Consider the following 20,883-nt stretch of genomic DNA (forward strand, 5'->3'; position numbering starts at 1 on the left):
GCTCCTTTCCCGTAACACGAAACCGATACGATCAGGCCATTGACGGACGTTCATTCCACTGCCTCGCTGATTTCAGAGGAGAGCCGCGCTTCGGCCACTCCGATGATGGAGCAATTTATCGAGATCAAGTCGAACAATCCCGGTTCGCTGCTGTTTTACCGCATGGGCGATTTTTACGAATTGTTCTTTGAAGACGCGGTGGAAGCATCCCGTGCCCTCGGCATCACGCTGACGAAGCGCGGTCAGCATATGGGGCAGGACATCCCCATGTGCGGTGTGCCGGTTCATGCTGCGGATGATTACCTGCAAAAGCTGATCCTGCGCGGTTATCGAGTTGCCGTCTGCGAGCAGGTGGAAGACCCCGCGGAAGCCAAGAAACGTGGATCGAAATCCGTTGTCCGTCGTGACGTGGTGCGGCTGGTCACGCCCGGCACGCTGACCGAAGAAAAGCTGCTGTCGCCAACGGAATCCAACTACCTCATGGCACTTGCCCGTATTCGTGGCAGTGCCGAAGCGCAGTTCGCCTTGGCGTGGATCGACATTTCCACTGGCGTATTCCGCCTGGCGGAAACAACGCTGACCCGGCTTCTGGCTGATATCTGGCGGATTGATCCGCGCGAACTCATTGTCGCCGATAGTCTGTTCCATGACGAGGAACTGAAGCCGGTTTTCGACGTGCTCGGCCGGGTCGCGGTGCCGCAACCCGCCATTCTTTTCGATAGCGCCACCGCCGAAGGGCGTATTGCACGCTATTTCAATGTTTCCACGCTCGACGGCTTTGGAACATTTTCGCGTGTGGAAATGGCTGCTGCCGCAGCGGCCGTTGCCTATGTCGAGAAAACCCAGATTGCCGAACGTCCAGCACTTGGCAGCCCTGAACGCGAAAGTTCCGCCAGCACGCTTTTCATCGATCCGGCAACCCGCGCCAATCTGGAGTTGGTGAAAACTTTGTCCGGTGACCGCGATGGCTCGTTGCTGCACGCCGTCAATCGAACGGTGACCGGCGGCGGTGCCCGTCTTCTGGCCGAACGTTTGATGTCGCCTCTGACTGATCCGGAGAGGATCAATACGCGCCTCGATGCGGTTGCCTATCTCATTGATGATGTGTCCTTGTGCGAAAAACTGCGGGATGCCCTGAAGCAGGTCGCGGACATGCCGCGTGCGCTGTCGCGTCTTGCGCTGGAGCGTGGTGGTCCTCGTGACCTCGGTGCGATCCGTCAAGGGCTTTCGGCCGCCGCCCACGTTGCGTCAATTCTCGACCAGGGGCTCCTGCCGGATGAGCTGGCGGCTGCGCTTGCCGATCTCAAGGCGCTGCCTGGCGATCTGGAGGCCATGCTTGCAGCGACACTCGCAGACGACATGCCTCTTCTCAAGCGCGATGGCGGCTTCGTGCGGGAGGGCTCCAATCCCGATCTCGATGAGGTGCGTGCGCTGCGTGACCAGTCACGGCGTGTCGTTGCAGGATTACAGCTAAAATACGCTGACGAAACCGGCATCAAGTCACTGAAGATCAAGCACAACAATGTTCTGGGCTATTTCATCGAAGTCACGGCTGGCAACGCCGATGTCATGACGTCGACGGACGAGGCGAAAGCTCGTTTCATTCACCGCCAGACGATGGCGGGCGCCATGCGCTTTACGACGACGGAGCTTGCTGACCTCGAAAGCCGTATTGCCAACGCTGCTGCGCAGGCGCTGACAATGGAGCTGGATGCGTTCGAGCAGATGGTGAAAGCCGTCGTGCAGCAGGCCGAGCCGATCAAGGCAGGTGCTTTGGCGCTGGCGGTGATCGATGTTGCCGGAAGCCTGGCCCATCTTGCTGCCGAACAGGCCTATTGCCGGCCGATCGTCGACGCATCCATGACCTTCGCCATCAAGGGTGGGCGCCATCCGGTTGTCGAACAGGCGTTGCGGCGCCAGTCGGCTGGCCCCTTCATCGCCAATGACTGCGACCTCTCCGCTGTCAATGGTGGCAATAACGGTGCGATCTGGTTGCTCACCGGCCCGAACATGGGCGGTAAATCGACGTTCTTGCGTCAGAACGCGCTTATTGCCATTCTGGCGCAGATCGGTGCCTTCGTCCCGGCGGAAGCCGCCCATATCGGTGTCGTGGACCGCTTGTTCTCCCGCGTTGGCGCTTCGGACGATCTGGCGCGCGGACGCTCGACCTTCATGGTTGAGATGGTGGAGACGGCCGCCATTCTCAATCAGGCGACGGATCGATCTCTCGTCATTCTGGATGAGATTGGCCGTGGTACGGCAACCTTCGATGGCTTGTCGATTGCCTGGGCAGCGGTGGAACATCTGCACGAAGCCAATCGCTGCCGCGGACTTTTTGCCACCCACTTCCATGAACTGACAGTCCTTTCCGAAAAACTCGGCCGCCTTTCCAATGCCACGATGCGGGTCAAGGAATGGGAGGGTGATGTCATTTTCCTGCATGAGGTCGGGCCGGGCGCTGCCGATCGTTCTTACGGCATTCAGGTGGCCAAGCTTGCTGGACTGCCTGCCTCGGTCGTGGAGCGTGCCCGTGAAGTGTTGACGAAGCTGGAGGATGCCGATCGCAAGAACCCGGCAAGCCAACTCATTGACGATCTGCCGCTGTTTCAGGTTGCCGTCCGTCGCGACGATAGCCGCAAGAGTGGGCCATCCAAGGTTGAGGACAGCCTGAAGGCGATGAACCCGGACGAAATGACGCCGCGAGAGGCACTGGACGCGCTCTATGCGCTGAAGAAAGAACTTGGCAAGGCTTGATGCGTAGATTGCCTGTCCATTGCCTTCGAAACTCGATATAGGACAGTGCCGACCGAAGGGTGGGCTGCCCGCAAGACATGGATACCGGCATAGATGGCCATCAGCGACCTCGATTTTTCTGCAATCCTCGATGTTCCGGCACTCAAGCAGGAATGCGACCTGGTCTTTAAGGGGGAAGGCAAGCGCATTTCTGACGTCCGGTCCGAATTGCTGCCGATCTTCCGTAAGGCCAGCACGGAAGGCCGCCAAAAGGCCCGGGATCTGTTGAATGCCGATGGCAGCGGTATCGATTGCGCGCGACGGATCTCCTGGCTTCAGGATCGTCTTATCGAAGTGCTCTACGATCTCACATGCCAATACGTCTATCCGCAGGATGCACCGCAGATTGCAGTGACTGCTGTTGGCGGTTACGGTCGCGGCACGCTGGCACCGGGATCGGACATCGACCTCCTGTTCCTGATGCCGGCTAAAAACACGCCTGACATGCACAAGGCGGTGGAGTTTGTTCTCTATCTTCTTTGGGATCTCGGCTTCAAGGTTGGTCATGCGACCCGCACCGTCGATGAAAGCATTCGTCTTTCCAAGTCCGACATGACGATCCGGACGGCTATCCTGGAAGTTCGCGCGATTTGCGGCAAGAAGGCTTTGACGGACGATCTTGAAAAACGTTTCGAGTCAGAAGTCGTGACGGGAACCGGACCGGAATTTATCGCCGCGAAACTTGCCGAGCGCGATCAGCGCCACCGCAAGGCTGGCGATACGCGGTATCTGGTCGAGCCCAATGTCAAGGAAGGTAAGGGCGGCCTGCGCGACCTGCATACCCTGTTCTGGATTGCCAAATATTATTACCACGTCCGCGATGCTGCCGATCTCGTCAAGCTCGGTGTTCTGTCGAAGCGTGAACTGAAGCTTTTCGACAAGGCCGACGACTTCCTCTGGGCTGTGCGTTGCCAGATGCATTTCATCACCGGCAAGGCGGAAGAGCGTCTGTCGTTCGACATCCAGCGAGAGATTGCCGACGCGTTAGGTTACCAGCCGCGTCCCGGCCTCTCTGCTGTCGAGCGCTTCATGAAGCACTATTTCCTTGTCGCCAAGGATGTCGGCGATCTCACGCGCATCGTCTGCGCTGCCCTGGAAGACAAGCAGGCGAAGGACGTTCCGGGCCTGACTGGTGTTCTGAGCCGCTTCGCACGCCGTCTGCGCAAGATTCCGGGTTCCGTCGAGTTTGTGGAAGACAGGGGGCGGATTGCGCTTGCAAAGCCTGAAGTCTTCAAGAACGATCCGGTGAACCTGATCCGGCTGTTCCATATCGCCGACATCAACAATCTCGAACTGCACCCCGATGCCTTGCGCGTCGTCACCCGATCGCTGTCGCTGATCAACAACGATCTGCGTGAAAACGACGAGGCCAACAGGCTGTTTCTGTCGATCCTTACCTCACGTCGTGATCCGGCCCTGACGCTGCGGCGGATGAATGAAGCCGGAGTTCTCGGCAGGTTCATTCCCGAATTCGGCAAGATCGTCGCGATGATGCAGTTCAACATGTATCATCACTATACCGTCGACGAGCATCTGATCCGTTCCGTCGGCATTCTCTCTGAAGTCGACAAGGGTGTTGCGGTTGATGCTCATCCGCTCGCCAATCAGCTCATGCCGAGCATTGAGGATCGCGAAGCGCTCTACGTTGCGGTCTTGCTGCACGACGTCGCAAAGGGGCGGCAGGAAGATCACTCGATCGCTGGCGCACGTGTTGCCCGCAAGCTTTGCCAACGCTTCCGGCTGACCGGCAAGCAGACGGAAACGGTGGTTTGGCTGATCGAGCAACACCTGTTGATGTCCATGGTCGCACAAACCCGCGATCTGCACGATCGCAAGACCATCACCGATTTCGCCGATAAGGTTCAGTCGATGGAGCGGCTGAAAATGCTGCTCATCCTTACTGTCTGCGACATACGCGCGGTTGGACCCGGCGTATGGAATGGCTGGAAAGGGCAGTTGCTCCGTTCGCTCTATTACGAGACGGAACTGCTGCTTTCAGGCGGGTTCTCGGAAGTCTCCCGCAAGGAGCGCGCCAAGATTGCCCGTCAGGCTCTTGACGACGCGCTTGATGACTGGGGGCAGAAGGCTCGGCGGAAGTATACCAAGCTTCACTATGAGCCTTATCTGCTGACAGTGGCGCTGGAGGATCAGGTCAGGCACACCCGCTTCATTCGAGAAGCGGACAAGCAGGAAAAAGCGCTGTCGACCATGGTCAGGACCCATTCGTTCCACGCCATTACCGAAATCACCGTCTTGGCACCGGACCATCCGCGTCTTCTGTCAATTATAACGGGCGCCTGTGCCGCTGCTGGCGCCAACATTGCCGACGCGCAGATCTTCACGACATCTGACGGCAGGGCTTTGGACACGATCCTCATCAACCGGGAATTCCCGATCGACGAGGACGAGATGCGCCGTGGCAACAACGTGGGCAAGCTCATTGAGGAGGTGCTCTCCGGCAAGCAGCGCCTGCCGGAAATGATCGCGACCAGAACCAAGAGCCGGCGCAAGAAAAGCGCCTTTACGATTCCGCCATCGGTCATCATCTCCAACGGCCTTTCCAACAAGTTCACCGTCATCGAGGTGGAATGCCTTGACCGTCCGGGTCTGCTCGCCGACATGACGGCGGTGCTGGCTGATCTTTCGCTAGATATCCACTCTGCCCGCATCACCACTTTCGGTGAAAAAGTCATCGACACCTTCTACGTCACAGACCTGTTCGGTCAGAAGGTGACCAACGACAATCGTCAGGCGAATATTTCCGTTCGGCTGAAAGCTGTCATGAGCGAGCAGGAAGACGAGTTACGAGACCGTATGCCGAACGGCATCATCGCGCACCCCGACGTGGCCGCATTGCCGGCTGCAACGACGGCAAAGGCCTGATGTCATGAGCCTCATTGGCAAGTTCGCCACGGTGGGAATGGCAACGCTTGGCAGCCGTGTTTTCGGCTTCATGCGTGAAATGCTGATGGCAGCCGCTGTCGGCACGGGTCCGGTCGCGGATGCGTTCAATGCCGCGTTCCGCTTTCCCAACACCTTCAGGCGGCTGTTTGCCGAAGGGGCCTTCAATTCGGCATTCGTGCCGCTTTTCGCCAAGGAAATCGAGGCGAATGGGATGGAAGGCGCGAGGCGCTTTTCCGAAGAGGTTTTCGGTGTTCTATTCACCGTACTTCTTGCGCTGACGATCCTGATGGAATTGTCGATGCCGTTCATTGTTCGGACGGTGATTGCTCCGGGCTTCGTCGATGATCCGGTAAAGTTCGAAAATACCATTCATCTCGCGACGATCATGTTCCCCTATCTCGCCTGCATGTCGCTGGCGGCAATGATGGGCGGCATGTTGAATTCGCTGCACCGATATTTTGCCGCTGCGATCGCTCCGGTTTTTCTGAATATCATTCTGATCGGCGTTCTGGCTCTGGCCTGGTGGAAGAACTACGACCCGCTGCAGGTGGGGTATGCGTTGTCCTGGGGGGTCATGGCAGCCGGTCTCGTGCAGCTTGCCATAGTCTGGGGTGCGGTGCGCAATGCGGGTATGAAGATCGGGTTTCGCCGTCCTAGGATGACGAAGAACGTCCAGCGGCTGCTTGTCCTTGCTCTTCCGGCTGCGATCACCGGCGGCATCACGCAGATCAATCTGCTCATCAACACCAACATCGCCTCCGGTGGTGAAGGTGTAATTTCTTCTCTGGCCTATGCCGATCGCATCTATCAATTGCCACTTGGCGTCGTCGGCATTGCCGTTGCCACGGTGCTTTTGCCGGAACTGGCGCGCGCCTTGCGGGGCGGGCATATGGTGGAAGCTGGCAGTCTGCAGAACCGCTCTGTCGAGTTCGTCCTGTTCCTGACGTTGCCGGCTGCAGCCGCACTTCTCGTCATGGCTGAGCCCATCGTGCGCTTTTTGTATGAACGTGGAAACTTTGCGCCATCGGCGACTGTTACGGTGTCGCAAATTCTCGGTATCTACGGCCTCGGTCTTCCGGCGTTCGTGCTGATAAAGGCTTTCATTCCGGGTTTCTTTGCCCGTGAGGATACGCGTACGCCGATGATCTTTGCGGCGATCTCCGTTGTTGTGAATGTCTCTATGGCACTTACTCTGTTTCCGCGTCTGGGCGGACCAGGCATTGCGATCGCCGAAATTACAGCCGGCTGGATAAACGCTGCATTGCTGTTTGCAACCTTGATGTGGCGCGGCCATTGGCAGATCGATATTCCGCTGCTGACCCGCATTCCACGACTGCTGTTCTCGGCTGCCGTCATGGCTGTTCTCATTCACTACGCTCTGGCGTATCTGACCTTCGAACTGTCTTCTGCATCATCCATCCTGGTGCGGGCAGGAACCATCATGGCACTCGTGTTTGCTGCAATGCTGGTCTATTTCGGTCTGGCTTTCCTTTCCGGCGGGGCGGATATCGGCATGGTTAAAAGGGCGATCAAGAAACGCGGGAAAAAGACCACACAGACGGAGAGCAACTGATGTCCTTTGCCGAAAATCGCCGCGTTGCCATCGTCACCCTTCTGGTGGACGAGTACGATCGTGCCAAAGCGTTTTATTGTGGGGTTCTCGGCTTTGAGTGTCAGGCGGATCAACCGCTTGGTGATGGCAAGCGTTGGCTGGTGGTCAAGCCGAAGGGACAGGAAGGCTGCGGCCTTCTGTTGGCTGAAGCGGATGGCGAGGCGCAACGGCAGGTCATTGGTGGCCAGACGGGAGGGCGCGTCGGCTTCTTTCTGCATACCGATGATTTCGCCCGCGACCATGCGGCTTTGCTGGCGCGCGGTGTGCGCTTTCTGGAAGAGCCCCGCCACGAAGTCTATGGCTCTGTCGCCGTGTTTGAAGATCTCTATGGAAACCGCTGGGATCTTCTTGAACCGCGTGGTTGATATCCCCTGAAAGCCCTTGATTGCCAGTGCTTGCGGGTGCATAAGCCCGCCTTGCAATTCCAATCACGGGGCGGGGCCCTCCACAAGCCTTTTCGAGGACGACAATGAACGCATTCAAGCCGCTGGTTTTCTCGGGCGTCCAGCCGACCGGCAATCTGCATCTCGGTAATTATCTCGGTGCGATCCGCAAGTTCGTGGCATTGCAGGAGGATAACGACTGTATCTACTGCGTCGTGGACATGCACGCGATCACCGCGCAGCTCGTCCATTCCGACCTGAAGGCGCAGACGCGCTCCATCGCCGCCGCCTTCATCGCCTCCGGTATCGACCCGGTGAAGCATATCGTTTTCAATCAGTCCGCCGTCCCGCAGCATGCGGAACTGGCCTGGGTGTTCAACTGTGTAGCGCGCATCGGCTGGATGGAGCGCATGACCCAGTTCAAGGACAAGTCCGGCAAGAATGCCGAACAGGTCTCGCTGGGTCTGCTTGCCTATCCGAGCCTAATGGCCGCCGACATTCTCGTCTATCGCGCCACCCATGTGCCTGTCGGTGACGACCAGAAGCAGCATCTCGAGCTTGCCCGTGATATCGCCCAGAAGTTCAACATCGATTTCAGCGATCACATCCGCAAGGCCGGTCTCGGCGTCGACATCACTGTCGGCGATGAGCCTGTACACGCGTATTTCCCGATGGTGGAGCCGCTGATCGGTGGTCCGGCGCCGCGCGTGATGTCATTGAAGGACGGCACCAAGAAGATGTCTAAGTCGGACCCGTCCGACCTGTCTCGCATCAACCTGATGGACGATGTGGATGCCATCTCGAAAAAGATCAAAAAGGCAAAGACCGACCCGGACGCGCTGCCGAGCGAAGTTGAGGGCTTGAAGGGTCGTCCCGAGGCGGAAAACCTTGTCGGCATCTATGCCGCGCTCTCCGACAAGACCAAGGCGGACGTATTGCAGGACTTCGGCGGCCAGCAGTTCTCGGCTTTCAAGCCTGCCTTGATCGAGCTCGCCGTGAACGTTCTGGCACCTGTCAACAACGAGATGCGCCGTCTGCTCGACGATCCAAGCCACATCGATGCCATCCTCAAGCAGGGTGGCGAACGTGCTGGCGCCATCGCCGAAAAGACGATGAACGAAGTGCGCGATATCATCGGCTTCCTGCGGTAACGAATTGCCGCCCGGCATTCGTTGCCGGGCGGTTTGCGCCCGCCGTGATTTGATATAATCTCCGCCCGAACCGTCGGGCGGCTTTTCGTTTCATGGCGGAAACAGGGAGTGCAGAATGGTTTCAAAACGGCTGTCGCGTCTGGAAGGGCATCGGCGCAAGTTTCTTGCAGTCATCGATGGGACACCGGAATGCGAAAGGGCCGTGCACTACGCCGGTCGTCGCGCCAAGAACTCCAACGGCGGGCTGGTCCTTTTGTACGTGATACCGGAAGGCGATTTCCAGCAATGGCTGGGTGTCGAGCAGATTATGCGTGCGGAAGCGCGCGAGGAAGCGGAAGCCACGCTCGCGAAAATCGCCCAGAAGGTTCGCGATACAATCGGGATCGAACCGGAATCGGTGATCCGCGAGGGCAGCGCAACCGAAAACATTCATGGCCTGGTCGAAGAAGATCGAGATATTGCTATCCTGGTTCTGGCGGCGGGATCGACAAAAGAAGGACCGGGGCCGCTGGTGTCTTCGATCGCTGGACGTGGCGCGGCTTTCCCCGTGCCTGTCACCGTACTTCCCGACACGTTGACGGATGAGGAAATCGACGCGCTTTGCTGAGAGGGACGTTTTCTGATGGGCGATAACATGCCCTCGGCTTGCGGACGTCGATCGGCTATTGGTGATTTCTTGAATGTAATTATCATGTCAGGGCTTGAAGTCAGACTTCGCCGGGCGTATTTTTTGGAAGAATTCTAAATTGCGGGGCGTGAACGGCGACCTCGAAGGAGATGCGAAATGTTCATTCAGACGGAAGCCACGCCAAATCCGGCAACGCTCAAGTTCCTTCCTGGCAAGGTCGTTTTGGAAAGCGGCACGGCTGAGTTCCTCAACCCTGCGCAGGCACAGGCATCACCCTTGGCTGAACGCCTGTTCGCTATTCCCGGTGTTACCGGCGTTTATTTCGGTTTCGACTTCATCACCGTCACGAAGGACGATGCTGAGTGGCAGCACCTGAAGCCTGCGATTCTCGGCTCCATAATGGAGCATTTCATGTCCGGTCGCCCGATCATGGGTTCTGCGGTTGCAGCTGAACTTTCCGACGAGGAAGATGAGTTCTTTGAAGCCGGCGATGAAACCATCGTCGCCACGATCAAGGAACTGCTGGAGACCCGCGTTCGTCCGGCCGTTGCGCAGGATGGTGGCGACATCACCTTCCGTGGCTTCCGCGATGGAACGGTTTTCCTGAACATGAAGGGGGCTTGCTCCGGTTGCCCGTCCTCTACTGCCACGTTGAAGCACGGCGTTCAGAACCTGCTGCGTCATTTCGTGCCGGAAGTGCGCGAAGTCGAAGCTGTCTGATTGTCTGGTTGAAGCATGATTGTTCTGGCGCTTGACACCTCTGGCGTTGATTGCTCTGCCTGCATTTATGACAGTGCGGTGGATCGCGTTCTCGGCGAAGTCACCGAAAACATCGGCAAGGGTCATGCGGAACTGCTGATGGGCATCATCGACGTTGCGTTGACGCAGGCGTCGATGACATTGCGCGATGTCGAGCGGATTGCCGTCACGATCGGTCCCGGCTCTTTTACTGGTATACGCGTCGGGGTGGCGGCAGCACGTGGATTTGCGCTGTCGCTTCACAAGGAAGCGGTGGGCGTGACCACGCTCGAAACTTTGGCCCTTGACCACTTGCTGAGGCATCCTGGCCAGCGCGTTGCCGTGGGCTTGGATGCGAAACGAAGCGAGGCCTATCTCCAGATTTTTGGCGCAGATGGCCTGCCGTCAAGTGATGCCGCGTTGCTGCCTCTGGAAGACGCGAAGGCGACGCTCACGGGCTTTGACGGCGTGGTGATCGGCTCTGCTGCACCGCTGTTTGCAGGCGAGGAAACGGGTTCCGGACCGGATCGCTTCCCGATCGCGACAGTTGCACGCGCTGCGGCACGCAAGCCGGAGGGGATGCCGAAACCCGCGCCTTTGTACTTGCGCGGTCCGGATGCCCGACCGCAAACGGGTTTTGCGCTGGAACGCCTCTCGGTTGCCTGATAGGTGGCGTCCGTAAGCGATGACGGATGATTCCCTGCAATGTTTGACGATTACCTGAGCTGGAAACCCTATTTCGAAATCGTGCCGATGCAGCACGAGGACTGCGCGGCGGTGGCGGATATGCACGCCCTGCGCTTTCCGCGCGCCTGGAATGACGGCGAGTTCTCAAGCCTCCTGACGCAGTCATCGGTTTTCGGTGCGGTGGCACGCCAGACCAATGCTTTTTTCAGCAAACCTCTCGGCGGCTTTGTTCTTGCCCGCGAAGTGGCGGGTGAGGCGGAAATCCTGACCATCGCCGTGGGTGAAAAATTTGCACGGGCCGGGCTCGGTTGGCGTCTGATGCAGTCCGCGACCCGTGAAGCAATGATGCGTGGCGCTGAGACGATGTTCCTCGAGGTGGACAACGCCAATACATCGGCTGTAGGGCTTTACAGGAAGCTCGGCTTCAAGACCGTCGCGGAGCGCAAGGCTTATTATACCGCCCGGGATGGATCGAAGTCGACGGCGCTTGTCATGCGTCGCGACTTTCGCTAGTTCCGAATTCTGTAATATGTTCGGCGCATGCAGCGCCATTCCAACGGAAGAATCTGAAGGCCAGAAGACGTGATAGACCTTTCGAAAACGCTGGAAGAACTTTGTGCCGAGCGCGGCATGCGGATGACGGACCAGCGCCGAGTCATCGCCCGTGTCCTGCAGGAATCCGACGACCATCCCGATGTGGAAGAACTCTATCGTCGGTCTTTCGCCGTTGATCCCCGCATTTCCATTTCCACGGTCTACAGAACCGTGAAGCTTTTCGAAGATGCCGGTATCATCGAACGGCATGACTTCCGTGACGGCCGTTCGCGCTATGAGACTGTGCCGGAGGAACATCACGATCATCTGATCGATCTGAAGCATGGCGTCGTGATCGAATTCCATTCTCCAGAAATCGAGGCACTCCAGGAAAAGATCGCGCGTGAGCATGGCTTCAAGCTCGTCGACCATCGGCTGGAACTTTATGGCGTTCCTCTGAAGCCCGACGAACGCTGAGACCCCAGTGGTAAAGCGGGCGGTGCAATCGTGATGTGGCTCCGGGCAACCTATATTGCGGTCGTTCTTCTGATCGTCACGCTCGTCTTGCTGCCACTTCAATTGCTCGGGCTTGCATTCGACTGGCGTCTTCGCCGGCGTATCCCGCGTATCTGGCATCGTATCGCGTGTCGTGTTCTCGGTATCCGCGTCCATGTTCACGGAGAGATCGAACGCGCCAAACCGCTGATGCTTGCCGTCAATCACGCCTCCTGGAAAGACATTCTCGTTCTTGGCAGCATTGCAGATGTGGTGTTCATCGCCAAGACAGAGGTGCGCGACTGGCCGGTATTCGGCTGGCTGGCACGTCTGCAGAAAAGCATCTTTGTTCAGCGCGAACAGAAACGCAGCACCGGTGACCAGGTTGGCGAGATCGCCAGCCGGATGGCGGATGGCGAGATTGTCGTTCTGTTCCCCGAGGGGACGACATCAGACGGAAACCGCCTGCTGACGATCAAGTCGTCGCTTTTCGGTGCGGCCTCCACAGCTGCGGAACAGGTGCCGGGCAAGCTGGTCTATGTGCAGCCGGTGTCGATTGCTTATACGCGAGTTCAGGGCATGGCGATGGGGCGTTATCATCGCATTATCGCCGCCTGGCCGGGAAGCATAACCTTGGTGCCGCACCTGCTCGGCGTTATCAAGGCGGGCTCCATTGATGTCGAGGTGACATTTGGAGACAGTGTCCCATTCCACAATACCGATAATCGCAAGCGGCTCGCCGCGGATATCGCTGCGTCTATTCGCTCGATGCTGGCATTCAGCCTTAGAGGCGGATGGCGGAAATAGTGGCGCGATAAACCGATGAGTCTCCTGATGCGCCTGTCACGCTTTCGCAAAAACGGGATCGATTTTCATACCGATGCGTGGCGGTCCCGGTATTTTTCTGTTTAATCTGGCGTTGAAAAACACTAGATAGCCGCCATGACCCAGGAAACGCTAGGCCTAGACGCCGCCGAGATCACTGCCCGTGAGGGTTCGAACAGCCGTAAAGTCTTCATCAAGACCTACGGCTGTCAGATGAACGTTTATGATTCCGTCCGCATGAGCGATGCGTTGGCGAAGGACGGTTACGTCCAGACGGAAGACATGGGCGAGGCTGATCTGGTTTTGCTCAACACCTGTCATATCCGCGAGAAGGCAGCTGAAAAGGTCTACTCCGCGCTTGGTCGTCTGCGCGACATGAAAAAGTCGCGCGAAGAGCAGGGTCGCGAGTTCATGATTGGCGTTGCCGGATGCGTTGCTCAGGCCGAAGGCGAGGAAATCCTGCGTCGCGCGCCTGCCGTCGATGTCGTTATCGGCCCGCAGACCTATCACCGCCTGCCGGATGCCCTGAAACGTGTTCGCGAAGGTGAGCGTGTCATCGAGACCGAGTACGCGGTGGAAGACAAGTTCGAGCATCTTCCCGTCGCGGAAAAGGCAAAACTTCGTTCCCGCGGCGTGACTGCGTTCCTGACGGTGCAGGAAGGCTGTGACAAGTTCTGTACGTTCTGCGTCGTGCCCTATACGCGTGGATCGGAAGTGTCGCGCCCGGTTCGCCAGATCGTTGATGAGGCGATGAAGCTGGTCGACGCCGGTGTGCGCGAGATCACGTTGCTTGGTCAGAACGTCAATGCCTGGCAGGGCGAGGGGCCGAAGGGCGAAAAATGGGGTCTTGCCGAACTGCTGTATCGGCTTGCTGAAATTCCGGGCCTTGCGAGACTGCGTTATACGACCAGCCATCCGCGCGACATGGACGATCGCCTGATCGGTGCGCATAGCGATCTGCGTATCCTCATGCCGTATCTGCACTTGCCGGTACAGGCAGGCTCGGATCGTATTCTGAAAGCGATGAACCGCCGCCATACGGGCGCGGAATATATCCGGCTTATCGAAAGAATTCGCGCGGCTCGCCCTGATATTGCCATGTCGGGAGACTTTATTGTTGGTTTCCCTGGCGAAAGTGATCGCGATTTCGAAGACACGATGGCCATCGTCGAGGAAGTGAAATACGCACAGGCGTTCTCCTTCAAATACTCGACCCGCCCGGGCACGCCCGGTGCTGATCTGACGGATCAGGTTGAGGAAGAGGTGAAAGCGGAACGGCTTGAAAGATTGCAGGCGCTGTTGCTGAAACAGCAGCAGGAATTTGCGCAATCTCTCGTCGGAAAGACCATGGATGTGTTGCTGGAAAAGCCCGGTCGCATGCCTGGACAGTTGATAGGTCGCTCGCCGTGGCTGCAATCTGTGAATCTTGATGCAAAGACTTTGAAAATCGGTGACATTGTTAATGTACGAATCACCGCAACGGGTCCAAACAGCTTGTTTGCCGAGGTGGCAGAGAGTTAGAGTGAGGATCAGTAGCTGACTGGGACAGGAGCCTGACCGCTTGAACGCACACGAATTGGTATCACCTTCATCGCGCCAGCCACGCTCAGCCGCGACCGACGCCAATCACTTCGTCCTAACGTTCGAGAATAACAGAATCGCTGGAGAGCTATTCGGTCAGTTCGATCAGAACCTGAAGCTGTTGGAGCAGCGTCTCAATATCGACGCCCGCCCGCGTGGCAACTCCGTTGCAATTACGGGCGACGTGGTATCCACCAATCAGGCCCGACGCGCGCTGGATTTTCTCTACGAACGCCTTTTGAAAGGCGGGACGGTTGAACTTTCCGATGTTGAGGGCGCGATCCGCATGGCCATGGCTGCCGACGACCAACTGACCTTGCCGACGATGGAGCGCAAGGCGAAGATCTCGATGGCGCAGATTTCCACGCGCAAGAAGACCATCGCTGCCCGCACTCCGACGCAGGATGTCTACATGCGTGCGCTGGAACGGTCGGAACTGGTCTTTGGTGTCGGCCCTGCCGGCACTGGCAAGACCTATCTGGCGGTGGCGCATGCCGCGCAATTGCTGGAGCGCGGTGCCGTCGACCGCATCATTCTTTCGCGCCCTGCCGTTGAAGCGGGTGAACGTCTTGGCTTCCTGCCGGGCGACATGAAGGAAAAGGTCGATCCCTACCTGCGGCCACTTTATGATGCGCTCTATGACATGATGCCGGGTGATAAGGTGGAGCGTGCCATTCAGGCAGGTGTGATCGAAATTGCGCCGCTGGCATTCATGCGTGGCAGAACACTTGGCAACGCAGCGGTCATTCTGGACGAAGCCCAGAACACCACGACCATGCAGATGAAGATGTTCCTGACACGTCTTGGCGAAAACGGTCGTATGATCGTGACCGGTGACCCAAGCCAGGTCGACCTTCCGCGTGGCGTGAAGTCCGGCCTTGTCGAAGCGCTCCAGATCCTCGGGGATGTGGAAGGCGTGTCGGTTGTTCGCTTCAAGGATGTCGATGTGGTACGTCATCCGATGGTGGCGCGCATCGTGCGTGCCTATGAGGCACATACGGCCGTGCCGGACGACAGTCTCGTGAAGGGCGATTGACGCAATAGAATGACAGCACTGGATATTCAGATCAGCATCGAGGCCCAGGGCTGGGCCTCGGAAGAAGAGCTTTTTGCATTTGCGCAAAAGGTTTTGGACACGGCGGTCGATTTTCTACGCCGGGAGGAAAAGCAACCCTTCCCGAAAATGCCGATAGAATTGTCACTGGTTTTCACCGATGACGAGCAGATTCGTGAAATAAACGCCGAGTGGCGTGACAAGGACAAGGCGACAAATGTGTTGTCTTTTCCAGCGTTTCCGCTCGAACCCGGCGGCATGCCGGGGCCGATGCTGGGCGATATTGTGATCGCTCGCGAAACGGTTGAGCGGGAAGCCCTTGAACTTGAGAAGAGTTTCGAGGATCATCTGACTCATCTTCTGGTCCATGGATTTCTCCATCTCTTCGGATATGATCACATGGACGAGGAAGAAGCGGAAGAAATGGAGTCGCTTGAGACTCGCATTCTGGCGGTGCTTGGCCTATCTGATCCGTACGCGGGACAGGAACCGCTTTAATTATAGTCTGGAGCCATGAACGAACATTCTGCACGACCTGCCAATGAGGGCAGAGAGAACGGCGAGCAGTCCTCCTCGGAGGAGGGCAGTAGTCAGTTACGTTACGATTTCAGCGCGAAACCGAGATCGACAATCTGGTCGCGCATCGCACGGTTGCTGAAGCCGTCGCAAGGAGAGCGTCTGCGCGAGGATATCACCGACGCGCTGATGTCAGACACCGAAATCGGTGCTGCCTTTTCGCCCGAAGAACGGGCAATGCTCAACAACATCCTGCGTTTCCGCGAGGTTCGCGTTGAAGACATCATGATCCCGCGCGTGGATATTGATGGCATCGACCAGAACATGACGATCGGCGAAGCGCTGATCCTGTTCGAAGAGACCGGCCGCTCCCGTATGCCTGTCTATGACGAGAACCTCGACAATCCCAAGGGCATGATCCACATCCGCGATCTTCTGTCCTATGTTGCAAAGCAGGCTCGCAACAAGCGGCGTATCGGAACGAGAATCGCTCTTGATACCGAAACGAACGCGGCCCGTACGCCACGGCCGAACTTCGATCTGGCGCGTGTTGATCTCGAAATCTCCGTCGCCAATGCCGGCCTGGTCCGCAAGATCCTTTTCGCGCCGCCTTCGATGCTGGCGTCGGATCTGCTGAAGACGATGCAGGCGCAGCGAACGCAGCTCGCTCTCGTCATTGATGAATATGGCGGCACTGACGGTCTCGTCAGCCACGAAGACATCGTCGAAATGGTCGTCGGTGATATCGATGACGAACACGACAAGGACGAGGCCATGTTCTCGCGCCTCTCCGCAGATGTTCTGGTGGCCGATGCGCGCGCCGAACTCACGGAACTGAGCGAGGCCATTGGCCCGGAGTTCGATGTTCGCGAGCACGTGGAAGAAATCGACACACTTGGCGGTCTGATCTTTTTCGCGCTCGGCCGCATCCCGGCGAAAGGCGAAACTGTCAGAGCGATTCCTGGGTTTGAGTTCCAGATTCTCGACGCGGATAGCCGTCGCATAAAGGGCGTTCGGATCGTGCGCGATCATGGGTCCGAAGGGCAGGATGACCGGGCTCCAGATGATGCTGAGCCCGATGAGGTGATGGCTTTGCCGGCACCCGAGACGCGCCAGATCACACATTGATAGAACGCAGAATGACAGATCCCGGCAGGTTACCTGCCGGGTTTTTCTTGTACCCGTCTTCTGCACGGCCTGCTTGCAGGCATGGTGTGGACGACGAATCTTTTTTCCATTACGTCGAAGAATAACGGGAAACACGTCGCACCATGCGGTGATGAGGTGTGATCCTTCCGGCTGAACGTGAACGGAGATCGTATGGAGCGTCTCGCAGGCAAGGTGATGCTGGGCGGCAGATTGAGCCGCGCCGTCATAGCGATCGCAGCAGGGGCATTGGGAGCGCTGGCTCTGCCGCCGTTCGGTTTCTTTGCTTCGCTTTTCGTTTCTTTCACCCTGCTCGTCTGGTTGGTGGATGGCTGCACGGGCAAGCCGGGGAGCGGTTTCTTCGGTCGCCTTTGGTCGAGCTTCGGCATAGGCTGGTGTTTTGGTTTCGGATATTTTGTCGCCGGTCTCTGGTGGCTCGGCAATGCCTTGTTGCTCGAGGCTGACGAGTTCGCCTGGGCATTGCCGCTTGCCATCCTGGGCCTGCCGGCTGTCCTGGCGCTGTTTTACGGCTTCGCGGTTGCGCTTGCGAACCTCCTCTGGTCCGACGGTCTCGGCCGGATTGCAGCGCTTGCTGCAGCTTTCGGGCTTTCGGAATGGCTGCGCAGTTTTGTCGCGACCGGCTTTCCATGGAATGCCATCGGCTATGGCATGATGCCGGTTCCGGTCATGATGCAGTCGGCAAACCTTGTGGGTGTGCTCGGGGTGACCGTTCTTGCCGTCTTCATTTTTTCGGCCCCGGCTCTTATCGGCACGAAAAAAGGGATGTGGCCGGGTCTGGTTCTGGCCGGACTGCTTCTCGCAGGTCATTTTGGCTACGGCCTCTATCGCCTCCGAATGCCGTTGGAAACACCATCGGATGCCCTGACCGTCAGGATTGTTCAGCCGTCTATCGATCAGTCGCGCAAGATGCTGAATGCCGATCGTGCCGATATCTTCAATGAGCACCTGCGTCTGACGGGATTGCCACCGGCGGAGGGGAAAAAACGTCCGGATATCGTGGTGTGGCCGGAGACTTCGGTACCGTTTATCTTGACGCAAAATCCGGATGCGCTGGCCGAGATTGCCAAAACGCTGGAAGATGGCCAGGTGCTGTTCACTGGTGCGGTCAGGATGGAGGATGCGGGAGCCGGTCGTCCGCCACGCTACTACAATTCTGTCTATGCGATCGACAGCCAGGGCCAGATCATTGGCGCAACCGACAAGGTTCACCTCACGCCATTCGGTGAATACGTGCCCTTTGAAGACGTGCTGCGCAGATTTGGCTTCGATAATGTCGTCAGCTTGCCCGGTGGGTTTTCGGCGGCTGCATCGCGCAGCGTCCTGACCCTGCCTTCCGGAAAAACCTTCTACCCTTTGATCTGCTACGAGATTATATTTCCAGGCGAAATGACGCCCTCTCCGGCAGGGTCGACGGCCATTTTAAACGTCACGAATGATGGTTGGTTTGGGGACACGCCCGGCCCTTATCAGCACTTTCTGCAAGCCAGAGTAAGGGCGGTCGAAACCGGATTGCCAGTGATTCGCGGTGCCAATACAGGCATTTCGGCGGTGATTGACCCCTATGGGCGAATAATTGACGGACTTGACTATGGTCAAATTGGAATTGTTGACGCTACTCTGAGTGGCGCTGCTGACAGCGCATTTACCTACGACATACATCGGACGTATTTCTGGTTGATTTTTTCAATCATGATGAGTGCAGCGGTAGTATCGTGCCTGAGTTTCATGCGGCGCACGAATTGACCAAAAACCCCTAGAATTGCATAGTGAATAGGTCAGTCGTAAAACAAGTTTCTGTGCCAGCCGTAATATCGGTTCATTTTCGTGGGTGAATAATGAACCGAAATATCAACCCTTTCCGAGTGTCAGGACCGCATGATGACCGAAAATAAAAAGAAGCCTAACCCCATCGACATTCATGTCGGAAGCCGAATTCGCCTCCGCAGGACCATGCTCGGCATGAGCCAGGAGAAGCTGGGCGAGAGTCTCGGGATCACCTTCCAGCAAATTCAGAAATATGAAAAAGGCACCAACCGTGTCGGCGCAAGCCGCTTGCAGAACATTTCGGCAATCCTGAATGTTCCGGTTTCCTTTTTCTTCGAAGATGCCCCGGGTGAGCAGGTTGGTGGCGCTTCGGGCATGGCCGAAGCTTCCAGCTCGAACTACGTTGTGGATTTCCTGTCTTCGGCAGAAGGTCTGCAACTGAACCGCGCTTTCGTGAAAATTGCCGATCCGAAGGTTCGCCGTCGTATCGTTGACCTCGTCAAGGCTTTGGCTGCCGAAGGCGACGCCGAGTAAACGGCTCCTGAAATCCTCGCGTGCGCTGATGATCCGGCAGCACGCTCTCGACGGCCCGCAAGGGCCGTTTTTTTTGGAAATTTAGAAAGGAATTCTCACATAAAGATATATTTATGTGGTTGTGTCCTTGTCTTTTTGGGCTGAAATGACTAACACACACGAAGACCGTTCTTTGAGGGGAATCCCGCATGCGTGCCAATTATCTGTTCACCAGCGAGTCCGTGGCCGAAGGTCATCCGGACAAGGTTTGTGACCGTATTTCCGATGAAATCGTCGATCTGATTTATCGCGAAGCGGCCAAGACCGGCGTCGATCCCTGGACCGTGCGCATCGCGTGTGAAACGCTCGCGACGACCAATCGCGTCGTTATCGCCGGTGAAGTGCGCGTGCCGGACACCCTGTTGAAAAAAGACAAGGAAGGCAACGTCCTCAAGGACGCATCCGGTCATCCTGTCATCAATCCTTCGAAGTTCAAATCTGCGGCCCGCAAGGCCATCCGTGATATCGGCTACGAGCAGGACGGCTTCCACTGGAAGACGGCAAAGATCGATGTGCTGTTGCACCCGCAGTCGGCGGATATCGCGCAGGGCGTTGATAACGCATCTGACAAGCAGGGCGACGAGGGCGCTGGCGACCAGGGCATCATGTTCGGTTACGCCTGCCGCGAAACGCCGGATCTGATGCCGGCGCCGATCTACTACTCGCATCGTATCCTGCAGCTTCTCGCAACAGCGCGTAAGACGGGTGAGGGCGATGCTGCAAAACTCGGCCCAGACGCCAAGAGCCAGGTCACGGTTCGTTACGTTGACGGCAAGGCGGCAGAGGCAGTGTCCATCGTGCTGTCGACGCAGCACCTTGATGCAAGCTGGGACTCCAAGAAGGTTCGTGCTGTCGTCGAACCCTATATCCGTGAAGCCCTTGGCGACCTGAAGATCGCTGACGATTGCCAGTGGTACATCAACCCGACCGGCAAATTCGTCATTGGCGGCCCTGATGGCGACGCAGGTCTGACCGGTCGCAAGATCATCGTCGATACCTACGGTGGCGCAGCGCCGCACGGCGGCGGTGCATTCTCTGGCAAGGATACGACGAAGGTTGACCGTTCGGCAGCTTACGCAGCGCGTTATCTCGCCAAGAACGTCGTTGCTGCCGGTCTTGCTGACCGTTGCACGATCCAGATTTCCTACGCGATCGGTATCGCCCAGCCGCTGTCGATCTATGTTGATCTGCATGGCACCGGCAAGGTCAACGAAGATCAGGTCGAAGCGGCAATTCGCAAGGTCATGGACCTGTCGCCATCGGGCATTCGTCGTCATCTCGATCTGAACAAGCCGATCTACGCCAAGACATCTTCCTATGGTCACTTCGGCCGCAAGGCTGGCCGCGACGGTTCCTTCTCCTGGGAGAAGCTTGACCTCGTGAAGCCGCTCAAGGAAGCTTTGGCAGCATAAGCCTTGTCATTCGGCGGCGTTTGAGAGATACCGTCAGCAGTTTTGTAACCCGCACAGCGCCGCCAA

General features: G+C 57.5%; 18 protein-coding genes. All 18 read left to right on the forward strand.

Annotated elements, in window-relative coordinates; all coding sequences use genetic code 11:
- Nucleotides 1-39: 39 nt before the first annotated feature.
- The 18 genes from mutS (at nucleotide 40) to FY156_00190 (ending at nucleotide 20,817) form a co-directional block, all read left to right on the forward strand.
- A complete protein-coding gene (gene mutS, locus FY156_00105; GenBank protein ID UXS00001.1) occupies nucleotides 40-2,754 on the forward strand; it encodes a DNA mismatch repair protein MutS in 2,715 nt (904 codons plus the stop codon).
- 93 nt (nucleotides 2,755-2,847) lie between these two features.
- On the forward strand, nucleotides 2,848-5,676 hold the full coding sequence (locus FY156_00110) for a [protein-PII] uridylyltransferase (GenBank protein UXS00002.1): 2,829 nt from the start codon (nucleotides 2,848-2,850) through the stop codon (nucleotides 5,674-5,676).
- A gap of 4 nt (nucleotides 5,677-5,680) precedes the next feature.
- On the forward strand, nucleotides 5,681-7,270 hold the full coding sequence (murJ, locus tag FY156_00115) for a murein biosynthesis integral membrane protein MurJ (GenBank protein UXS00003.1): 1,590 nt from the start codon (nucleotides 5,681-5,683) through the stop codon (nucleotides 7,268-7,270).
- Nucleotides 7,270-7,674 carry a VOC family protein gene (locus FY156_00120; protein UXS00004.1) on the forward strand — a complete coding sequence of 135 codons (405 nt, stop codon included), beginning with the start codon at nucleotides 7,270-7,272 and terminating at the stop codon, nucleotides 7,672-7,674. The genes murJ and FY156_00120 overlap by 1 nt, the downstream gene beginning before the upstream one ends.
- A 104-nt stretch (nucleotides 7,675-7,778) precedes the next feature.
- The gene (gene trpS, locus FY156_00125; GenBank protein UXS00005.1) at nucleotides 7,779-8,843 is read left to right on the forward strand and encodes a tryptophan--tRNA ligase; all 1,065 of its coding nucleotides are present in this window, start codon (nucleotides 7,779-7,781) and stop codon (nucleotides 8,841-8,843) included.
- A 115-nt stretch (nucleotides 8,844-8,958) separates the two neighbouring features.
- A complete protein-coding gene (locus FY156_00130; GenBank protein ID UXS00006.1) occupies nucleotides 8,959-9,450 on the forward strand; it encodes a universal stress protein in 492 nt (163 codons plus the stop codon).
- A gap of 177 nt (nucleotides 9,451-9,627) precedes the next feature.
- A complete protein-coding gene (locus FY156_00135) occupies nucleotides 9,628-10,191 on the forward strand; it encodes a NifU family protein (GenBank protein UXS00007.1) in 564 nt (187 codons plus the stop codon).
- A 15-nt stretch (nucleotides 10,192-10,206) separates the two neighbouring features.
- Entirely contained in the window at nucleotides 10,207-10,875 is a 669-nt protein-coding gene (tsaB, locus tag FY156_00140; GenBank protein ID UXS00008.1) for a tRNA (adenosine(37)-N6)-threonylcarbamoyltransferase complex dimerization subunit type 1 TsaB, read from the forward strand.
- Between the two features lie 39 nt (nucleotides 10,876-10,914).
- Nucleotides 10,915-11,409, forward strand: a complete 495-nt coding sequence (locus FY156_00145; protein UXS00009.1) for a GNAT family N-acetyltransferase — start codon at nucleotides 10,915-10,917, stop codon at nucleotides 11,407-11,409.
- Between the two features lie 69 nt (nucleotides 11,410-11,478).
- Nucleotides 11,479-11,907 (forward strand): transcriptional repressor, encoded by a 429-nt coding sequence (locus FY156_00150; protein UXS00010.1) that lies wholly within the window; start codon nucleotides 11,479-11,481, stop codon nucleotides 11,905-11,907.
- A gap of 30 nt (nucleotides 11,908-11,937) precedes the next feature.
- On the forward strand, nucleotides 11,938-12,732 hold the full coding sequence (locus tag FY156_00155; GenBank protein ID UXS00011.1) for a 1-acyl-sn-glycerol-3-phosphate acyltransferase: 795 nt from the start codon (nucleotides 11,938-11,940) through the stop codon (nucleotides 12,730-12,732).
- Between the two features lie 135 nt (nucleotides 12,733-12,867).
- On the forward strand, nucleotides 12,868-14,271 hold the full coding sequence (gene miaB, locus FY156_00160; GenBank protein ID UXS00012.1) for a tRNA (N6-isopentenyl adenosine(37)-C2)-methylthiotransferase MiaB: 1,404 nt from the start codon (nucleotides 12,868-12,870) through the stop codon (nucleotides 14,269-14,271).
- A gap of 40 nt (nucleotides 14,272-14,311) precedes the next feature.
- Nucleotides 14,312-15,367 (forward strand): phosphate starvation-inducible protein PhoH, encoded by a 1,056-nt coding sequence (gene phoH, locus FY156_00165; GenBank protein ID UXS00013.1) that lies wholly within the window; start codon nucleotides 14,312-14,314, stop codon nucleotides 15,365-15,367.
- Nucleotides 15,368-15,376: 9 nt separating this feature from the next.
- Nucleotides 15,377-15,883, forward strand: coding sequence for an rRNA maturation RNase YbeY (gene ybeY, locus FY156_00170; protein UXS00014.1), 507 nt, complete (start codon nucleotides 15,377-15,379; stop codon nucleotides 15,881-15,883).
- A 15-nt stretch (nucleotides 15,884-15,898) separates the two neighbouring features.
- Nucleotides 15,899-17,029: an HlyC/CorC family transporter gene (locus tag FY156_00175; GenBank protein UXS00015.1), complete on the forward strand. Its 1,131-nt coding sequence runs from the start codon at nucleotides 15,899-15,901 to the stop codon at nucleotides 17,027-17,029.
- A gap of 192 nt (nucleotides 17,030-17,221) precedes the next feature.
- Complete coding sequence (gene lnt / locus FY156_00180) at nucleotides 17,222-18,811, forward strand: apolipoprotein N-acyltransferase (GenBank protein UXS00016.1); 1,590 nt, start codon at nucleotides 17,222-17,224, stop codon at nucleotides 18,809-18,811.
- Between the two features lie 135 nt (nucleotides 18,812-18,946).
- Nucleotides 18,947-19,366 carry a helix-turn-helix transcriptional regulator gene (locus tag FY156_00185; protein ID UXS00017.1) on the forward strand — a complete coding sequence of 140 codons (420 nt, stop codon included), beginning with the start codon at nucleotides 18,947-18,949 and terminating at the stop codon, nucleotides 19,364-19,366.
- Between the two features lie 188 nt (nucleotides 19,367-19,554).
- Nucleotides 19,555-20,817, forward strand: a complete 1,263-nt coding sequence (locus FY156_00190; protein ID UXS00018.1) for a methionine adenosyltransferase — start codon at nucleotides 19,555-19,557, stop codon at nucleotides 20,815-20,817.
- Nucleotides 20,818-20,883 lie beyond the last annotated feature (66 nt).

The organism is Agrobacterium tumefaciens (genome assembly GCA_025559845.1).
Taxonomy (GTDB): domain Bacteria; phylum Pseudomonadota; class Alphaproteobacteria; order Rhizobiales; family Rhizobiaceae; genus Agrobacterium.